This is a genomic window from Falsiroseomonas bella (genome assembly GCF_003173615.1).
In the GTDB taxonomy this organism is placed as follows: domain Bacteria; phylum Pseudomonadota; class Alphaproteobacteria; order Acetobacterales; family Acetobacteraceae; genus Falsiroseomonas; species Falsiroseomonas bella.
The window spans coordinates 20204-37797 of sequence record NZ_QGNA01000003.1 but is presented as its reverse complement, the minus strand read 5'-3'; the positions used below and the strand labels follow the sequence as shown (position 1 = coordinate 37797).

At 70.0% G+C, this 17594-nt stretch carries 14 protein-coding genes and 1 pseudogene; 7 read left to right on the top strand and 8 right to left on the bottom strand.

The genetic code is table 11. From position 1 onward, the window contains the following. Positions 1-325: 325 nt before the first annotated feature. The 4 genes from DFH01_RS12830 to DFH01_RS12815 are packed head-to-tail and all read left to right on the top strand — an operon-like array spanning position 326 to position 4276. Positions 326-1087, top strand: coding sequence for an SDR family NAD(P)-dependent oxidoreductase (locus tag DFH01_RS12830; RefSeq protein ID WP_109870881.1), 762 nt, complete (start codon positions 326-328; stop codon positions 1085-1087). Next, positions 1080-1829 carry an SDR family NAD(P)-dependent oxidoreductase gene (locus tag DFH01_RS12825; RefSeq protein WP_233256092.1) on the top strand — a complete coding sequence of 250 codons (750 nt, stop codon included), beginning with the start codon at positions 1080-1082 and terminating at the stop codon, positions 1827-1829. Before DFH01_RS12830 ends, DFH01_RS12825 begins: the two co-directional genes overlap by 8 nt. A gap of 16 nt (positions 1830-1845) precedes the next feature. Then, positions 1846-2664, top strand: coding sequence for a polysaccharide deacetylase family protein (locus DFH01_RS12820; RefSeq protein ID WP_109870879.1), 819 nt, complete (start codon positions 1846-1848; stop codon positions 2662-2664). A gap of 19 nt (positions 2665-2683) precedes the next feature. Further along, the gene (locus DFH01_RS12815; RefSeq protein WP_109870878.1) at positions 2684-4276 is read left to right on the top strand and encodes an ABC transporter substrate-binding protein; all 1593 of its coding nucleotides are present in this window, start codon (positions 2684-2686) and stop codon (positions 4274-4276) included. Positions 4277-4652: 376 nt separating this feature from the next. Here DFH01_RS12815 and DFH01_RS29140 read toward each other — a convergent pair. From DFH01_RS29140 to DFH01_RS12805, 3 genes and pseudogenes are all read right to left on the bottom strand, one after another. Continuing rightward, positions 4653-4877 (bottom strand): annotated as a pseudogene (locus DFH01_RS29140) (SulP family inorganic anion transporter); the annotation flags it as partial. Between the two features lie 94 nt (positions 4878-4971). Continuing rightward, positions 4972-5202 (bottom strand): DUF1622 domain-containing protein, encoded by a 231-nt coding sequence (locus tag DFH01_RS27815; protein ID WP_146217052.1) that lies wholly within the window; start codon positions 5200-5202, stop codon positions 4972-4974. Between the two features lie 26 nt (positions 5203-5228). After that, the gene (locus DFH01_RS12805; protein WP_158287742.1) at positions 5229-7424 is read right to left on the bottom strand and encodes a DUF3141 domain-containing protein; all 2196 of its coding nucleotides are present in this window, start codon (positions 7422-7424) and stop codon (positions 5229-5231) included. Between the two features lie 301 nt (positions 7425-7725). Between DFH01_RS12805 and DFH01_RS12800 the strand changes: the two genes are divergently transcribed. Beyond that, positions 7726-9162, top strand: a complete 1437-nt coding sequence (locus DFH01_RS12800; protein WP_109870875.1) for a DUF2252 domain-containing protein — start codon at positions 7726-7728, stop codon at positions 9160-9162. 15 nt (positions 9163-9177) lie between these two features. Here the strand turns inward: DFH01_RS12800 and DFH01_RS12795 are convergent, their stop codons facing one another. The 5 genes from DFH01_RS12795 to DFH01_RS12775 form a co-directional block, all read right to left on the bottom strand. After that, the gene (locus DFH01_RS12795) at positions 9178-10425 is read right to left on the bottom strand and encodes a DUF2254 domain-containing protein (protein ID WP_109870874.1); all 1248 of its coding nucleotides are present in this window, start codon (positions 10423-10425) and stop codon (positions 9178-9180) included. After that, entirely contained in the window at positions 10410-11291 is an 882-nt protein-coding gene (locus DFH01_RS12790) for a hypothetical protein (protein ID WP_109870873.1), read from the bottom strand. Before DFH01_RS12790 ends, DFH01_RS12795 begins: the two co-directional genes overlap by 16 nt. Before the next feature lie 25 nt (positions 11292-11316). Beyond that, positions 11317-12234, bottom strand: a complete 918-nt coding sequence (ppk2, locus tag DFH01_RS12785; protein WP_233256091.1) for a polyphosphate kinase 2 — start codon at positions 12232-12234, stop codon at positions 11317-11319. Between the two features lie 33 nt (positions 12235-12267). Continuing rightward, positions 12268-12723, bottom strand: coding sequence for a hypothetical protein (locus tag DFH01_RS12780; RefSeq protein WP_109870872.1), 456 nt, complete (start codon positions 12721-12723; stop codon positions 12268-12270). A 156-nt stretch (positions 12724-12879) separates the two neighbouring features. Beyond that, positions 12880-14463 carry a tetratricopeptide repeat protein gene (locus tag DFH01_RS12775; RefSeq protein WP_109870871.1) on the bottom strand — a complete coding sequence of 528 codons (1584 nt, stop codon included), beginning with the start codon at positions 14461-14463 and terminating at the stop codon, positions 12880-12882. A 505-nt stretch (positions 14464-14968) separates the two neighbouring features. Here DFH01_RS12775 and DFH01_RS12765 point away from each other — a divergent pair. Further along, positions 14969-16384, top strand: coding sequence for a bifunctional enoyl-CoA hydratase/phosphate acetyltransferase (locus DFH01_RS12765; protein WP_442899699.1), 1416 nt, complete (start codon positions 14969-14971; stop codon positions 16382-16384). Next, positions 16381-17559, top strand: a complete 1179-nt coding sequence (locus DFH01_RS12760) for an acetate/propionate family kinase (RefSeq protein ID WP_109870868.1) — start codon at positions 16381-16383, stop codon at positions 17557-17559. Before DFH01_RS12765 ends, DFH01_RS12760 begins: the two co-directional genes overlap by 4 nt. Positions 17560-17594 lie beyond the last annotated feature (35 nt).

Below are 17594 nucleotides of genomic sequence, written 5' to 3'. Positions count from 1 at the left end.
GACGGTAGGATCTGCCGTGGCGGACCGTCAAGTTCCGCACGGATCCGACGGCTATCTCGCGCGCTCGCGCGGCGCGGACGGAAGCGACCCTCACCCAGGCCACCTCCGCCGCCGGCATGCAGCAGACCATCCGCCAGATCCCTTTTCGCCACGCATCATCCGGCATCCGCGCGGCTTCCCCGTATCCGGCCGCGGCTGTGACCATGAGTCCAGCACGTTGACGTAGAGAGGCTGTTTGACAGCACGTCGGGTCGTGCGTAGCGTTCGCATCGTCAGCGCGAAGCAGAAACTCGCGGCCCGGTGCGCCGCGAAGTCGGAGGGGCGGATGGCACGAGCTGATCGCTTCGTCGGCCGTGTTGGAGTTGTCACCGGCGCTGCATCCGGGCTCGGCCGTGAAGTGGCCGTGCGGCTCGCCGCCGAGGGTGCGCGGCTTCTGCTTCTCGACAGGAATGAGACGGCGTTGTCGGACGTTGTCCGACTCTGCCCGGGGGCCGAGGGCCTCGTCGTCGACGTCTCCGTGGAGGCGGACATGGCCCGGGCAGCAGCCGCCCTGGACCGCCTGGGTTCCGTCACGCTGCTGGTCACCGCTGCCGGCATCCTCGGCCCCACCTTGCCGCTGACGGAAGTGAGCGAAGCCGCATGGGATCGCCTGTTCGCCGTCAACGTGAAGGGCACCTGGCTCGCGCTCAAGCATGTGGTGCCGCGGATGGAGGCGGCGGGCGGTGGTGCCGTGGTGACCATCGCCTCCGGCGCCGGCCTCGCCGGCAATGCCGTCTTCCCCGCCTATTCCGCGAGCAAGGGCGCGGTGGTGCTGATGACGCGCAGCCTCGCCGCCGGCCATGTCGGCAAAGGCGTGCGCGCCAACACCGTCTGCCCAGGTCCGATCGAGACGCCGATGTTGCGAGACAGCTTTGCGCAAGCCGGCGATGCGGCTTCAGCCCGCGAGGAATACACGCGCACGCGCAACCCGATGGGCCGCTTCGGCACGCCCGCCGAGGTTGCCGCGGCGGTGCTGTTCCTGCTGAGCGACGAAGCCTCCTATCTCACCGGCATCGCGCTGCCCGTGGATGGTGGGCGGCTTGCCTGACCTGGCGGGCCGCGTCGCCATCGTCACGGGCGCGGCGCGCGGGATAGGCGCCGCCATCGCCGCCCGCCTCGCCGCCGACGGCGCGCGCCTGCTGCTGGTGGATCGCGAGGAAGCGGTGGCCGAGACGGCAGCGCGCCTCGGTGCAAGGCCGTTGCCGCAGGATGTCGCATCGCCCGGAGCAGGCCAGACGATCGCGCAGGCCGCGCTCGATGCCTTCGGCGGCATCGACGTGCTGGTGAACAATGCCGGCATCGGCGGTTCGCGGGCGCTGGCGGAGTCCGACGACGATCTGATCGACCGCTTCCTCGACGTGAACCTCGCCGCGGTGCTGCGTGTCACGCGCGACGTGATGCCGCACCTCCCGCGCCCGGGCGGGCGGATCATCAATGTCAGCTCGATCTTCGGCATCGCGGGCCATCCCGGCACCACAGCCTATGCCGTGGCGAAGGCGGGCGTCGCGCAGTTCACCCGCCAGCTCGCCGGCGAGCTCGCGCCGCAGGGCATCACGGTGAATGCCGTCGCCCCCGGCGTGATCGAGACGGCGATGACAGAAGGCCATCTGCGCAACCCGTACTACCGCCGCGCGGTGCTGGACCCGACGCCGCTGCGTCGCGCCGGCAGGCCGCAGGAGGTCGCCTCCGTCGTCGCCTTCCTGGCATCCGAGGATGCCTCCTACGTGGCTGGCCAGGTGATCGCCGTGGATGGTGGTTGGCTCGCAGCCCGCCATCCGCCGCCGGAATGAGAGTGGAGAAGAACGCATGGACATGAGCGTGAAGTGGCCCGATGGGGCGCGCATCGCGGTGACGCTGACCTTCGACTTCGACGCGGAGACGCTCTGGCTCTCACGCGATCCGGCGAATGCGCAGCGTCCCGGAACGCTCAGCCAGGGCACATACGGCGCGCGCGTCGGCGTGCCGAAGATCCTGGAGACGCTGCAGGATGCCGGCGTGCCCGGCACCTTCTTCATCCCCGGCTGGACCGTGGAGAACCACGCCGACCGCGCGGAGATGATCCTTCGCGACGGTCACGAGATCGGCCACCACAGCTACTCCCACGCCTGGATCGACCCTGCCTTCCCCGAGAAGGAGACGGAGGAGATGGAGCGCGGGCTGGAGTCGCTGAAGCGCGTTCTGGGCGTGGTGCCGAAGGGCTATCGCTCGCCCGCCGGGGAGACCAGCGACAACACCATCCGCCTGCTGGCCAAGCACGGCTTCCTCTACGACAGCTCGATGATGTCGGAGATCAATCCCTACCGGATCTCCACACCGGATGGCGCGAATGTCGTCGAGCTGCCCTGGCACTGGAGCCTGGACGATGCGCCCTTCGCCCTGTTCTCCATCAAGTCGCCGCGGCCGATCTTCACCAACAGCCACATCCGCGAGGTGTGGCAGGAGGAGTTCCGCGAGATCCATCGCTGGGGCGGCTACTTCAACCTCGTCATGCACCCCCAGGTCAGCGGCCGCCCGAGCCGAATCGCGCTGCTGCGCGAGATGATCGCCTTCATGCGTGGCTTCGACGGCGTCTGGTTCGCCACCTGCTCCCAGGTCGCCGAGGCCTGGGTCGCCACGCAACGCTGAGAACCGAGGAGAAACGCCGATGATGCTCACCCGCCGACAAGGCCTTGCCGCCGGTGCCGCGCTGCTCGCCGCGCCGCGCATTCCCCTCGCGCAGTCGCGCGAGCGACCCTTCCGCTTCGTCGTGAATGTCGGGCTGCAGAACCTGGACCCGATCTCCAGCCCGTCCTTCGTGACGCGCAACTTCGGCTACCTGGTCTTCGACAACCTGGTCGGCATGGACATGAAGGGCGGGTATCGCCCGCAGATGCTGCAGGGCTGGGACGTCAGCGCGGACCGCCTCACCTGGACCTTCCGCCTGCGCCCCGGCCTCGCCTTTCATGACGGTGCGCCGGTGACGTCGGAGGACGTGGTCGCCTCGCTGAAGCGCTGGGGCGCGCGCGATTCCATCGGGCGCCGCCTGATGGCCGCCACGGCGGAGCTCACCACCGCCGGCAGCGACGGTTTCGTGCTGCGACTCTCGCGGCCCTATGGCGGCGTGATCGAGGCGCTGGGCAAGCCCTCCGTGCACACGCCCTTCATCATGCCGGCGCGCATCGCCAGCGCGACGCCGCCGACCCAGCCCGTGCGCGAGATCATGGGATCGGGCCCCTTCGTGTTCCTGCGCGACCAGTGGATCCCGGGCGAGCGCACCTTCTTCCGGAAGAACGAGCGCTACGTGCCGCGCGACGAGCCGGCGGACGGGCTTGCCGGCGGCAAGGTGCCGAAGGTGGAGCGCGTGGAGATGATCACCATGCCCGACATCGCGCTCCGCGCCGCCTCGCTGCAGCAGGGCGAGGTGGACTACCTGGAATACGCGCCGGTGGACAACCTGCCGCTGTTCCGGCGCGACCGGAACATCGTGATCTCCGAGGCCAGCGGCATCGCGGAGATGCTCTACGGCGTCAGCATCAATCACTACCAGCCGCCCTTCGACAAGGTGCTGGTGCGCCGCGCGGTGCAGCAATGCCTCGACCGCCGGGAGATCCTTGCCGGCGCCGGCTTCGCCGAACTTGGCAGGCCCGACTGCGCCTCGATGTTCATGTGCGGCACGCCGTTCGAGACCAATCGTGGCAGCGAGCCGATCGCCGACCCGAGCCTCGATCGCGCGCGGGCGCTGCTGCGGGAGGCGGGCTACAACAACGAGCGCGTGGTGCTGCTGCATCCGCTGGACTCTGCGTTGCTGAATCCCTTCGGCCTGGTGCTGATCGACCGGCTGAAGCGCGCAGGCTTCAACCTCGATGTGCAGGGGTCCGACTGGTCCTCGATTGCGCAACGCTGGGTGCAGCGCCAGCCGCTTGACCAGGGCGGCTGGAGCCTCGTGCCGGTGGTCTACACAGGCTTCGACATGTCGGACCCGCTGTCCAACATGGGGGTGGGCTTCAACTGCACGAACAACCAGCCCTGGGGCTACTGCGATGCGGAGATGACCACGCTCATCGAACGCTTCGAGGCGGAAGGCGATCCGGCGCGGCGCAAGGAACTCGCGGGGGAGTTGAACCGTGTGGCGATCGCCCAGGCGACGTTCCCGATCGCAGGCCAGTTCCGCGCGCCAGCGGCCTGGCGCCGGGAATTGCGCGGCGTGATCGACTTCGGCTTCCCGGTGGTCTGGAATCTCGAGCGGGGTGGCCGCTGACAAGCGGAGAGCAGGTCGGACGCTGACAGGGCTGAAGCCCGACGTGCCACGGGGATGCGGCTGGCGAACCTTGCCGCAGCCCTTGTGGTGCCGACGCTCTGAGTTGAAGCGGGAGTCGGAGTTACCCCGCTTCCGTGGACGGTCGGCGGGTAGGGATCAGTTGTTCTCGACCATGACGCTGGCTTCGTATTCGATGGGCGAGAGGTAGCCCAGGGCCGAGTGGCGCCTGGTCGGGTCGTAGAAGCCTTCGACGAAGGCGAACATCGCCATCCGCGCTTCGGCCGGCCTTGAAGCCGATCAGGATGCTGTCGCTGATCAGCTTCGTCAGCACACTGAGCCGCAGCGCCCAGGCCAGGAAGCAGAGCAGCGCGCAGCCGAGCCCGCCAAGCATGTGGCCATAGACGCCCATCTGCTGCGGCAGGCCGACGAGCGTGGCGTAGGCCAGCGCCACAGGCAACGCATAGGCCGCGAGCGTGACGCCCGCGACCAGGTCGCTGCGCAGGCTCGGCAGGGAACAGTCCCGGAGCCACTGCAGCGGCGGGAAGAACGCTCGCGCGCCGCCGCGGCTAGCGGATGGCCGGAGCGGTGCCTCCCGCGTCATCGGCGCGGCTCGCCCTTGCTGCCGTGTCCGCGCACTGCCGCGCGCCTTCCTCCGCGTGGTGATGCGGGCCACGGCGCGGCGTCGACACAACGGATCATGAGGCGCTTGCCTTTTCAGGCGGCGCTGCGTGCGGCCAGGACGCTTCCGCTCCCGGCGCGAGCCCTTGCTCGCTCAACAGCTCGCGCTGCAGGAAGGAGTTGAGGAAGCTGCGGATGGCGGCGACCGCTGCCGACTTGCCGATCTGTTCCCGGTCGGGGGACGGTTGCGCGGCGCTGCCCGGCGCAGCACGCGCGAGGCTTGCGGGCAGGTCGAACGGGCGCCCCATCGCCGGCGACCGCCCGTCCCTGCGCGTCAGGCGGTCCGCGGGGCGGGACGGATCCGGCGCACGGCCAGGCTGGCGGAACCGATGACTGGTCCCCCGACGAAGATGCGCTCGATCTCCTGCATGCGCCGCGCGATGTCATCCGGCACCGCGCCAGTCGCCTCCACGACGCTGCGGACCACCGCAAGCGCCTCGGCCCGCGCCTCCGGGTCGTTCGGGAGCAGGTCGGACAAGGTCTCCAGCGCCCGTCGCTCGTCGAGCAGCAGCATGAGGAACTGCCACCTGACGGCACGCTTGAAGTCGGCGAGGGACAAGGCGTCGCGCCCCACCGCCGCGCGCACGCGGCGGATGACGGCGAAGGAGCGCTCGTCCACCCCTGCCGCCGGCAGTCGCGCCCAGATCAGCGCGCGGATCAGCGCCTCGGGGACGCCGCCCTCGGTCATCGCCGCGCGAAGCCCCGCCGTCGCCAGTTCAATGAAGCGCTGATGCTCCGGACTCTGGCCAGGCCTCGCGCGCAGCGGCGCGGTTGCGGCCGCCACACCGGTCAGCGCCTGCACGGCCGGCGAGCCATAGAACGCCTGGAAGAAGCGCTCGGCCAGCTCGTCCCGTTGCCGCCCGTAGGATTCGAGCATGCGCGTGATCACTTCGGAGACCTGCCGCTCCGCCGTCCGGCCGGGATTGTCCTCCGTCACCGGCTGGCGGTTCGACCGCGCAAGCTCCGCAGCCCAGCGTACCCAGGCCATCGCCGGGTTGCGGTCGGAGAACAGCGTGTAGGACAGGCGCGCAGGGTGCAGCTGCTCGAACGCCCAGGTGAGCGGGGGCGTCGCCATGGCGCGCACCATGGGCCGGGCGAACTGCCGGTAGAGGCCGAGGTTCGTCTCCGACAGGCGCCGCACCGCGGCGAAGCGCTTCTCGTCCTCGCGGTCCGTGCCCCCATGCTGCGCCAGCTCCTGGAACCCGCGCGCCTCCATCGAGACCAGCCACTCGCTGCCGGCGAGCTCGGGCCGCGCATGCTGCTGCGCCGGGTGCAGCACCGCCTCGTAGAGGCCGGGCGGCAGCACGTCGATCATGTCCATGTTGGTGGCGAACTCGTTGTGCTCCTTCTTCGCCACGCCGCCCGAGACGAAGATGCCCAGATGCCCGATGCTGCCATGCACGGAGTAGACGATGGTCTGCCCATGCGTGCGCAGGTCATCGAGGTTCTCGTAGAGGTCCGTCACCCAGGACAGCGCCTGCGCCGGCGGGGTGATGTCGTCGCCCTCCGAGCAGAACACGATGATGGGCGACCGGATCGCGCGCAGATCCACGCGCGTGCCGTCCGAAAAGGTCAGCTCGCCCGTCGCCAGCCGGTTGCCGACGAAGAGCTGGTCCACGATGAACTGCATCTCCTCGGCGTTGAGGCGCACATGCCCGCCCCACCACTTCTCGAAGCCGAGATAGCGGTCGGCCGCCTTGTCCACATCGGCCCAGACCTCGTACTGCTTGGTCCAGTATGTGTTGGCGGGATTGCCGCTCTCGAAGTTGCTGACCAGCCAGGCGCCGTCGAACCTGCCGCCCCCCAGGTCGCCCGTCATCGCCGTGAGCCAGGAGCCGCCGAGCAGCCCGCCGAGGTAGCGCATCGGCGCCTTGCCCGGCACGCCCGCCCAGTAGGAGAGCGGCGAGCCGGCGACCATCAGCGGGCCGAAGGCCTCCGGCCGAATCGCCGCAGCCATCAGCAGCGCCCAGCCGGCCTGGCAGTTGCCGATGGCGACCGGCTTGCCCTCGGCGTCGCCATGCAGTCGTCCGACTTCCTCGACGAAGGCGACGATGGCACGGACGACGTCCTCGATCGTCTGGCCGGGCTCCGGATCGGGGCGGAAGCCGACGAAGTAGCAGGGGTAGCCGGCCTGGAGCGCGACGCCGATCTCGCTGTCGGCCTTGAAGCCGCCGATGCCGGGGCCGTGGCCGGCGCGCGGGTCGATCACGATGAAGGGCCGGGCGAGCGGATCCGTGGGCGGCGCGCCGTCGGGCGGCGCCACGCGCGCGATCCAGTAGTTCACGGGCCGCGGCAGGTTGCGCCCGTCCATCACCATCTCGAAGCCGAAGGTCAGGACGTGCCGCAGCGGATCATCCTCGCGCTCCAGGAAGGCGTTGCCGCGCTGCCGAAGCACATCGAGGAACAGCACCGAGCGCTGCCAGGCGTCGAGGCCGTAGGTCACCCAGGGAAACGGCGAAAAGACGGACATCGCGGACAGCCTCCTGGAGTGCGCGGCCGGTCGGGCTTCCAGCGGGCGAGACGAGGAGGACGCCTCGCGGCACCGACCGACGCGCACGATCGGAAGCATAGCAGGCCGAGTACGCCGCCCGGCATCTCCGTCGCCCCGACCAACGTAAGTTACTGTGACATGCGTTCTCCCGCGCAATCGCCGCCGCTAAGCGAAGCTGCATGGACGAAGCGGCCGCCTCCTGCCTCGGCGGAGCCGGACGATGGAGCGCCGCCGCCGCACTTGTCAGCCCTGTGCCCCTGCGGAGGGGAAGGAGTGACCGATGAGCAAGGCAGCCAAGCAGCGCCCGGCCGAGCCCGCCCGGCCGGCCGACGCTTCGGTCTCGCCGCCGGGGGCGACGCAGGCGCATGGCCCTTCAACCGGCGAACGGCTCGAAGCGGGAAAGGCGCTTCGCAACACGGTCCCGCGGAGTTCCCATGCCGTCTGGAAGCGGCCTGCAAATCGCAAGGACCCCATCGGTCTGCTGCAGGAATCCGACACGGATCGCCTGCCCGAACTCGTGCCGATCCGCTACGGACGGATGCTGCAGTCACCCTTCGCCTTCTATCGCGGCGCCGCCGCGGTCATGGCCGCCGACCTGGCTATGACGCCGGCGACCGGTCACCGCGTGCAGGCTTGCGGCGACTGTCACCTCATGAATTTCGGCGGCTTCGCCACGCCCGAGCGCAACATCCTGTTCGACATCAACGATTTCGACGAGACGCTGCCGGCGCCCTGGGAATGGGACGTGAAGCGGCTCGTGACCTCCTTCGTGCTCGCCGCCCGTTCCAACCGCCTGTCGGACAAGATCGGCGAGGAGGCGGCGGTCGCATGCGCGCGCAGCTACCGCAAGCGCCTGCGCGAATACGCCGAGATGCATCCGCTCGATGTCTGGTACGCGCGCATCACGGCGCAGGACGTCATGGACACGCTGCCGCAGGCGGCCCAGGACCGGTTGCAGGCGCGGCTCGCCAAGGCTGCCAATGGCAGCGGATCGGAACTCGAATTCCCGAAGCTCGCCGGCGTGGTCGGCGGGCGGACCGCGATCCGCGACACGCCGCCGCTGATCTTCCACCCGGAGGGCGCGCGCGCGAAGGAATTCGGCCAGACTCTGGACACGGTCTTCGCCGCCTACCGCGAGACGCTGAGCGAGGAGCGCCGCATGCTGCTTGACCGCTACCGGGTGGTGGATGCGGCGATCAAGGTGGTCGGCGTGGGCAGCGTCGGCCGGCGCTGCTGGATCGTGCTGATGATGTCCGCCACCAACGACCCGCTCTTCTTGCAGTTCAAGGAAGCGGTCGCCTCCGTGCTGGAACCCTTCGCCGGCCGGAGCCAGCATGAGCATCACGGCCACCGCGTGGTGGTCGGCCAGCGCCTGACGCAGCCGGCCTCCGACCTGTTCCTCGGCTGGGTCACGGCGCCGAACGGCCGGCAGTTCTACGTGCGGCAGCTGCGCGATGCGAAGATCAAGCCGCTGGTCGAGACCTTCGACGCGGAGCTGATGGTGCTCTACGGCAGGCTCTGCGGCTGGGCGCTCGCCCGAGCCCATGCGAAGAGCGCGGATGTGACGGGCATCGCAGGCTATCTCGGCTCTGGCGCGCAGTTCGACGACGCGATGGGCATCTTCGCCCTCGCCTATGCCGACCAGGCGGAGCGCGACCATGCCGCGCTCAAGGCGGCGGTGCGCAGGGGCAACGTGCAGGTGCACACCGAAGTGTAGGGGCGGCGCGCGGATTCACGTCCGCGACAGGCCGAGCCCCTGCGGGTCCTCCCTGCGGGCCGAGCCGCGGTCGAGCTCATCCAGGGTGGACGCCTCGATCGCGGCGTCCACATGGGCGAGGTAGCGCCGCACAGGCCCCGCGCGCTCATCCTCGCCCAGCATTTCCTCGAGCACGGTCAGCGCCGCGCGCAGCCGCCGCAGCACCTGGATCGAGGTGATGCCGAACATGCGAATCTCGTCGAAGGCCAGCGCGAGGTAGTCCTCCCAGCTCGGCGTCGGGAACACGACGCGCAGCACGCCGTCCTCGTCGCGCACGCGGCCGATGTCGAGCTTCTGCCGCGCAAGCCGCCGCAGCAGGTCGTCGATCTGGTCGAGCGCCTGCACGGCGGTGGTCGGATCGTTGATGGCCGGCGACAGCGCCTTGATCGCGATGTCCACCAGCAGCCGCAGCGGATATTTGGGGTCCTGCTCGAAGGTGCGTTCACGGCCCAGCCTGATCGCGCGCAGCAAGGCCGCCTCGGGGATCGCGGCCGTGCCGCCATGGACGCGCGCCAGTACCGATCCGCTCGTCACCATGTCGCCGACGGCGCAATCCAGCACGATCCGGCCACCCGCGCCGTGCGCAAGCCCGAGCAGCGCCGGGATGTTGAGGCGCTCCACGTAATGCGGCGATCCCTCGAAGCGCACCACCTGGTTCGGCAGCCCGTCCGACGCATCGGGCGAAGGGGAAGGCGCCGTGGACTGGCTTCCATGGGCGCGAGCGAAGCTATCGGCGATCACCGCGCGGCCCTGGTCGCCGATGTAGAGGAGCGTGTTGCCGATCTGCAGGTCGGACAGGCGCCGGACCAGCATGGCGAAGACGAGCAGGCTCGCCACCAGCAGGGCGATGCAGACCGACCATGAGACGATCGGCACCTGCCCCTTCCCTTCCCGGTCCACCCAGGCAGTCGCCGTCAGCGCATGGCTGAAGGTCGCGAAGAAGATGCCGAGAGCGTGGAACAGCAGCGGGTCGCGCGCGAAGCGGGTGGCGAAGCGCGGCGAGTAGGTCACGGCGCTGAACTGCAGCAGGACGAATGCGACCGAGAACACGATGCCGGTCAAGGCCATCATGCCCGAGGCGACCGCCGACAGTGCCGCAAGCGCGGAGGAGGCGGAGATGCCGATCTCGACATGGGGCAGGAATGCGTACTCAAGCCGCGGCAGCGTGGCGGCAAGCACCATGCTGACCATCATGTAGGCCACAGGGATCAGCCAGACCGGCATGACGCCTCCCCTTCCGGCGCGCTGCCGGCGAAGACCCGCGCGGCGATGATCGCGCAGACCAGCTGCACGGGCAGCGCCAGCACCACGGCGACCACCGCCAGGTCGTCCGGCGCATCCAAGGCAAGCAAGGGTGCCAAGGCCGCGCCGAGGTTCCTCGTGCACATGCCGAGGCCGAGCACGCTGCGCTCGCGCTGCGCGAGCCCACCGCCCGACCGATACGCCATGAGCGTGAGTAGCCCGAGGAACATGACCTCCGCCAGGACAACCCGCTCCCCGAAGGTCGCGGCCATGCTGCGCCCATAGACGACGAAGCACAGTGCCAGCAGCGCAAGTGCGGCGACGGCACCCAGCCACCTCGCCCAGGGATGCAGCGACGTCGCGATGCGGGGCGCCAGCGCGAAGACCGCCATCCCCGCCAGCAGCGGCAGCAGCACAAGGGCGAGTATCGGCCTGGCGATGGTCCAGGCATCGACCGCCAGATCCTCGTCGATCAGCGGCGCCGCCACGGGCAGCACGACCACGGTGCCGATCGCGGCGACCAGCATCATTGCCGCCGCATGGCGCGTGTCGCCCCTGGCGCGCCGGACAACGGTCGGTAGGAAGGGCGCGCAGGGCGTCAGCCCGACGAGAAGAAGTCCGGTGGCGTAGGAGGGATGGAGCCCAAGCACGCGGCTGATCGCCCAGGCCAGCCCCGGCCCCACCAGGAAGCCGAAGACGAGGGCGCGCAGCAGGAATGGCCGGTTGGAAAGGCCCGCCAGCGCATCCCGCAGCCGCAGTTCGAGGCCCATGTCGAGCAGCGAGCCCACCATGAACGCGACGAGGGAGATCCTCACCGCCACGGCGAGGAGCGCGTCGGTGTCCTGCATGGCGGGCCTCCCGCCCGGCCCGGGCTCAGCCGGCGCGCGGCGGCTGTCCCACCGTGTCCGGGATCACCTTCCAGGGGTAGTCCGGCTCTACATAGTCGCCGGCCTTCTGTCGCTTCGGCAGTTCGATCTTCTCGCGCTTCGGCGCCTTGTAGGGGATGTGGTGCAGCAGGTGGCGGATCACGTTCAGCCGCGCGCGCTTCTTGTCGTCCGAATGCACGACGTACCACGGCGCCCAGGAGGAGTCGGTCGCCTTGAACATCTCGTCGCGCGCGCGGGAATAGTCGTACCAGCGGCTGTAGGACTTCAGGTCCATCGGCGAGAGCTTCCAGAGCTTCCGCCCATCGTCGATCCGAGCCTCGAGCCGCCGTGTCTGCTCATCCATGCTGACCTCGAGCCAGTACTTCAGCAGGATGATGCCCGCATCGACCATGGCCTTCTCGACGGCCGGCGCCATGTTGAGGAAGTAGTGGACCTGCTCGTCATTCGCGAAGCCCATCACGCGTTCCACGCCGGCGCGGTTGTACCAGGAGCGATCGAAGATCACGATCTCGCCCGCGGCGGGGAAGTGCTGCATGTAGCGCTGGACGTACATCTGCGACTTCTCGCGCTCCGTCGGCGCCGGCAGGGCGACGACTCGGAACACGCGCGGGCTGACCCGCTCGGTGATCGCCTTGATGGTGCCGCCCTTGCCCGCGCCGTCGCGGCCTTCGAACACGATGCAGACCCGCGCGCCGGTCTCCTTCGCCCACATCTGCACCTTCACCAGCTCGACATGCAGGTCGAACAGCGCCTTCTCGTAGGCCTTGCGGCTGAGCTTCCCGTCCGGCTTGAACGGCGAAGCCGCCTTTGCATCGGCCTTGCGCTTCGCCTGGAGCAGCGCACCCGCCGGCGCCGCCGCCTCGTCGCGCCGCGACTTCCTGTCCTTACCGTTGTTCTTGGACAACCTCGCGCTCCTCACCCTGCGTGACGGGCCAACTCAGCCTTCCTCGGGATGCTTCCAGCTCAGGAACCAGCCGCAGTCACCCGGCATGCCGCCCGGCCAGTCCACGATCTCGACCTGCAACTGGAAGCCGCGCGGCTGAAGCTCCTTGAGGTAGTAGTCGTAGGCGCGCCTGGGGAAGCCTTCCAGCCGCAGGTGCCAGTTGGGGTCGTGGCTCGTGATGCCGCGCCCGGAATCCGGCAGCCATTCCGACGGGAACTGCAGCACCTGGACGCGCTTCTCGCCGTTCTCCACCGCCCGCCGCACCACCGCGGCGATGCGCTGCAGCGCCTCCGGCTGCACCTCGCGCTCGTTGAAGGCGGCGTGCAGGGCGTCGCGCTCCGCCTTGGCGGCCGCCTGCGCCGCCCGGCGCTCGTCCTCCACCTGCTGCTTCTTCTGCGCGATCGTGTCCCAGATCGCCTGGACGCTCAGATTGGATGCATCGAGTGCCATGTCGGCTGTGCCTTCCCCATCGTCTTGCCGGCGGGCGACCGGCGCGCATCACCCGCTCCGGACGCGATGATAGCGGCACCCTCGCGAAGGCGGTACGGAATCGCGCTGCGCGGGAAGGTAAGTTACGGTGACGTGCCGGTGGCGCCCATCCCCGGATCAGCCGGTACGGGCCAATGGCGGCGGCGCGCTGGCTGCTGCCGCCTTCGCCAGGCCGTCCACCACCATCCGGACCAGGCGGGGATTCAGATGGCGCTGGACCAGGTCTGCCTCGGCCCGCGAGAGGTAGCCCGGATCGACGGCCAGCAGCGCACCGATGGCGGCGGTGGCCACCTCATCGAGGCCGAGCTCCGCGGCGGCGACCGCCACAACGGCGTGGCCATAGACCACGCCCGGCGCGTCCACCTTGCGCGCCTCGGCCAGCGCCGCCTCGAAACGGCCATGCCACATGTGCCAAAGCGCCAGACCGATCCGGTACGTCGAGGGCTGCGCCGGATTCCGCGCGTAGGAGACTTCGATGCGTGGAATGGCCTTCTCCCAATCGGCGAGAATCGCGTAGCGCAGGCCCAGCTCGGCCATGATGTCGGTGTCGTTCGGATTGAGGTCGAGACCTGCCTCCAACGACGAGCGCGCGCTCTCCACATCGCCCAGGAACCACCAGGCCATGCCCAGGGCGAGATGGCTGCGGCTCGACAGCGGCGCGAGATCGACCGCCCGGCGCGCCAGCGCGAGCGCCTTCCCCAGGCAGTCCCGCCGCTCACCCGGACCTGCGTAGCCGTAGCGGTATCCGTCGACATGCAGCAGCGCCAGACAGGCGAAGGCATCGGCGAATCCCGGCTCCCGCTGCGTCGCGCGCTCGAGCTCGCCGCGCAGCACGTCGAACATGGCACGGTCATAGGTGCGCCAATACTGGTAGAAGCGGATCACGCAGTCATAGGCGGTGAGGCTGCCGCTCGGCTTGCCTTCCACCTCCCGCGCCTTTTGCGCGTACAGCGCGCCGTAGGGCTGGGCCAGGTGACGCACGACGGCCGCGGCAACCTCGTCGCGCGCCGCAACGATGCCGGCGGGATCAAGCGGCCGCGTGACCGCCTCCCCCCAGACGGAACGGCCGGTCCTGGCATCGGTCAGCAGCACGTCCACCCGGAAATGGTCATCCGAGAAGCTTGTCCCGCCGGTCAACAGGTAGTCCGGGTCGAGCGGCGCCCCACCCTCCTCGCGCGCCAGCGCGGTGTCCGCACCGAAGACAAAGAGTTCCGTATAGCGCGTCAGCCCGACGATGATCTGGCGTTCGAAGCCGCGCGTGAAGTTCGGATAGGCCGACTGGTCACCCTCCGCATCGAAGGCGCGGAGCAGGATGGCCGGCCCGCTCCGGCCCGCCACGTGCCTGGGCATGCGGGCCGGCTGATCGGCCTCGGCCTCGAAGGTGGGCACATAGCAACCGCGCGGAATGGCTATCCTGGGGCCCGAACCCGGCCCCGCCATCAGATAGAAGCGTTCGAGCGCGCGGCGCAGCCGCCCGGCCTCGATCCGCACGATGGAATCCAGCTGGGGGTCGAAGTCAGCCTGACGTCCGAAGACCGCGGTGGCCACCGTGTACGCCTTGATCCGGTCGCCGCGCCCGGCCAGGGCCTCCTCGACGACGTAGCGCAGGAATTGCCGGTTCCGGGGCGACGCGTCGAAGGCGGCTGACGCGAGGATCCGATCCAGTTCAGCGCGAACGGCGCCTGCCTCCACGCCGGCCATGTCCCTCTCCCCGCTCTATCCTGTCGCATGTCACAATAAGCATTATCGCGCATAAGTGGCTTCGCCACCACCGCCGAGTTCGTGCCGCCCCTGGCCGGACGCCATCCGCAACGGCCGGTCGCGGGCATACCTGGCCGGGGCGCGCCCGCTCCGCATTTACGGTGACGTACTACCCGGCCCGCGCGGCCACGGCGCCTACTCCGCGCACGCGATGGGACCAGGATCATGCGGCCAATGTCTGCTCCGTGCCCCGAACTGGCATGCGCGCTCGAGTCCTTTGCCGAGGAAGCCCCTCTCGTCAGGCGGCTCTTCCTCGCCGACCGGGCCTTCCGGAGCGCGTGCGAGGACTACCGCCTCGCTCTGGAGGGCCTCGCTGCCTTCAGGCGCCTGCCGGATGGAAGGCAGCGTGCCGAGTTCGACGACTACCAGAGGGTCGTCCGAGAGCTGGAGGCCGAGATGCGCGACATGATCCGGGCCGCACGCAGCCCGGCGTGCCGGCCGTGGCATGCCGACAAGGCATGACACCGAAACAGGCCGCCAGGAGAGCATGATGACGACATCGGAAGCCTGCCTGACCGGTCTCTCGCAATCCTCCGCGGCGCTTGGCCTGACGCGCAGCATGACGCACGTGCTGCGGGTGCAGGGCTTCGACCTGGCCGCCGCCCTGTTCGGCGCGCCGGATGCCGCCTTCGATCGGCTGCCCAGCCAGGCGCAGGCGTTGCTGCTGCAGGGGCTCATCCTCGATTTCACGGCGCGCGCCCTGCCCGGCCCGGGCGCCGAGTTGCGCGCCCTGGAGATGAGGCCGGGCCTGTCGCCCATCCCGGACGAGGCCGTGGAGATCACCGGCACCATCGCGGCCCGGCCGGATCCGGAGACCGCGGAGGTCGCGATCGTCGTGGAGGGGCCACGCGGACGCCTGGCCGACGCCTCGGCCCGCTTCCGCCTGCCGCCGACCGAGGTGACCTCGCCTGTCGGCACCCGGCCGGACATCCAACTCCACACCCATCGGCATCTCTCCGCATTGATGGCGCGGAGCGCCGCATTGCCGGCGCTGACCGCCGCTGTCGCCTGGCCCTGTGACCGCGACAGCCTGCTGGGCCCCGTCGAAGCCGCCCGGCGCGGCGCGCTGCGCCCCATCCTGGTCGGCCCGCGCGCGCTGATCGAGGAGACGGCCGCTGCTGCGGGCGCCGAACTGGCAGGCTGCGAGATCCTCGAGGCCGAGACACCGCACGAGGCCGCCGCCGCCGCCGTGCGGCTGTGCCGCGAGGGCCGTGCGACCAGCCTGATGAAAGGCAGCCTGCACACCGACGAGCTGATGGCCGCCGCCGTCGCGCGGGATGGCGGGCTCAGGAAAGGGCGGCGGCTCAGCCATGTCTTCGCCATGGACGTGCCGAGCTACCCCAAGGCGCTGTTCGTCACCGACGCGGCGATCAACATCGTCCCCGACCTGAAGACCAAGGCCGACATCGTGCAGAACGCGGCGGACCTGCTGCACGCGCTCGGCAACATGATGCCGAAGGTCGCGATCCTCTCCGCGGTGGAGACGGTGAACCCGGCCATCCCGAGCACGCTGGACGCCGCGGCGCTGTGCAAGATGGCCGATCGCGGCCAGATCACGGGCGCGATCCTGGACGGCCCGCTCGCCTTCGACAACGCCATCAGCAAGGCGGCGGCGGCGATCAAGAAGATCGCCTCCCCGGTCGCGGGCGAGGCTGACATCCTGCTCGCGCCCGATCTCGAAGCGGGCAACATGGTCGCCAAGCAGCTCAGCTACCTGGCAGGCGCGGACAGCGCCGGCATCGTGCTGGGCGCGCGCGTGCCGATCATCCTGACCAGCCGGGCGGACAGCGTGGAATCGCGGCTGGCCTCGGTCGCACTCGCGCAGGTGCTGGTGGCGGCGCGGCAGGGGCGCGGGGCATGAGCACGGGTGTCGTCGCCGTCGTCAATGCCGGCTCCTCCTCGCTGAAGTTCTCGCTCTACGAGGGGGATGCGCTGCTGCTCGCCGGCCAGGTGGACGGGATCGGCGTCAGGCCCGGCTTGAAGGCGCGCGACGGCGCCGGTGCGGCGCTCGCCGTGCCCGACCTCGCCGCCGCCCCGCCCGCCACGCCGGCCGAGGCGCTGCTCGCCCTGCTGCCCTGGCTTCGGGAGAGGCTGGAGGGCAGGCCGTTGCTCGCCCTCGGCCACCGTGTCGTGCATGGCGGTCCGAAGCACGACCGGCCCTGCCGCGTGACGCCGGAACTGCTGGACGAGCTTGCCACGCTGTCGCCGCTCGCGCCGCTGCACCAGCCGCACAACCTCTCGCCCATCCGTGCCGCGATGGAGCGTGCGCCGGGCGTGCCGCAGGTGGCCTGCTTCGACACCGCCTTCCACCGCACCATCCCCGAGGTCGCGCAGGTCTTCGCGCTGCCGCACGAGATGACGGCGCGCGGCATCCGCCGCTACGGCTTCCATGGCCTGTCCTACGAATACATCGCCTCGGTGCTGCCGCGCCTGGCGCCGAAGCTGGCGCAGGGGCGCGTGGTGGTGGCGCATCTCGGCAACGGCGCCTCGCTCTGCGCGCTGCAATCCGGGCGCAGCGTGGCGACGACGATGGGCTTCTCCGCGTTGGACGGCCTGCCGATGGGCACGCGCTGCGGCGAGCTCGACCCCGCCGTCGTGCTGCACCTGATGCGGGAGGACGGCCTCGACATCGCGGGGGTCGAGGCGCTGCTGTACCGCCGTTCCGGCATGCTCGGCCTGTCGGGACTCTCCTCCGACTTCCGGGACCTGCTGGACAGCGACGAGCCGCGGGCACGCTTCGCGATCGAGGTGTTCATCTATCGCGTCGCGCGCGGCATCGGCTCCCTTGCGGCGGCGCTCGGCGGGCTGGACGGGATCGTCTTCACCGCCGGCGTCGGCGAGAACGCTGCGCCGATCCGGGCCGCGGTGTGCGAGGCCTCGCGCTGGCTCGGCGTGGATCTCGACATCGCGGCGAATGCCGCCAAGGCGGAAAGGATCTCGCACGACGGCAGCCGTGTCGCGGTGCACGTCATCCCGACCGACGAGAACCTGATGATCGCGCGACACACGCGCAGGGTCCTTGCGGAGGCCGGCTGAGAACGGGCGCGGCGCGCCCGCGCGAACGACAAGCA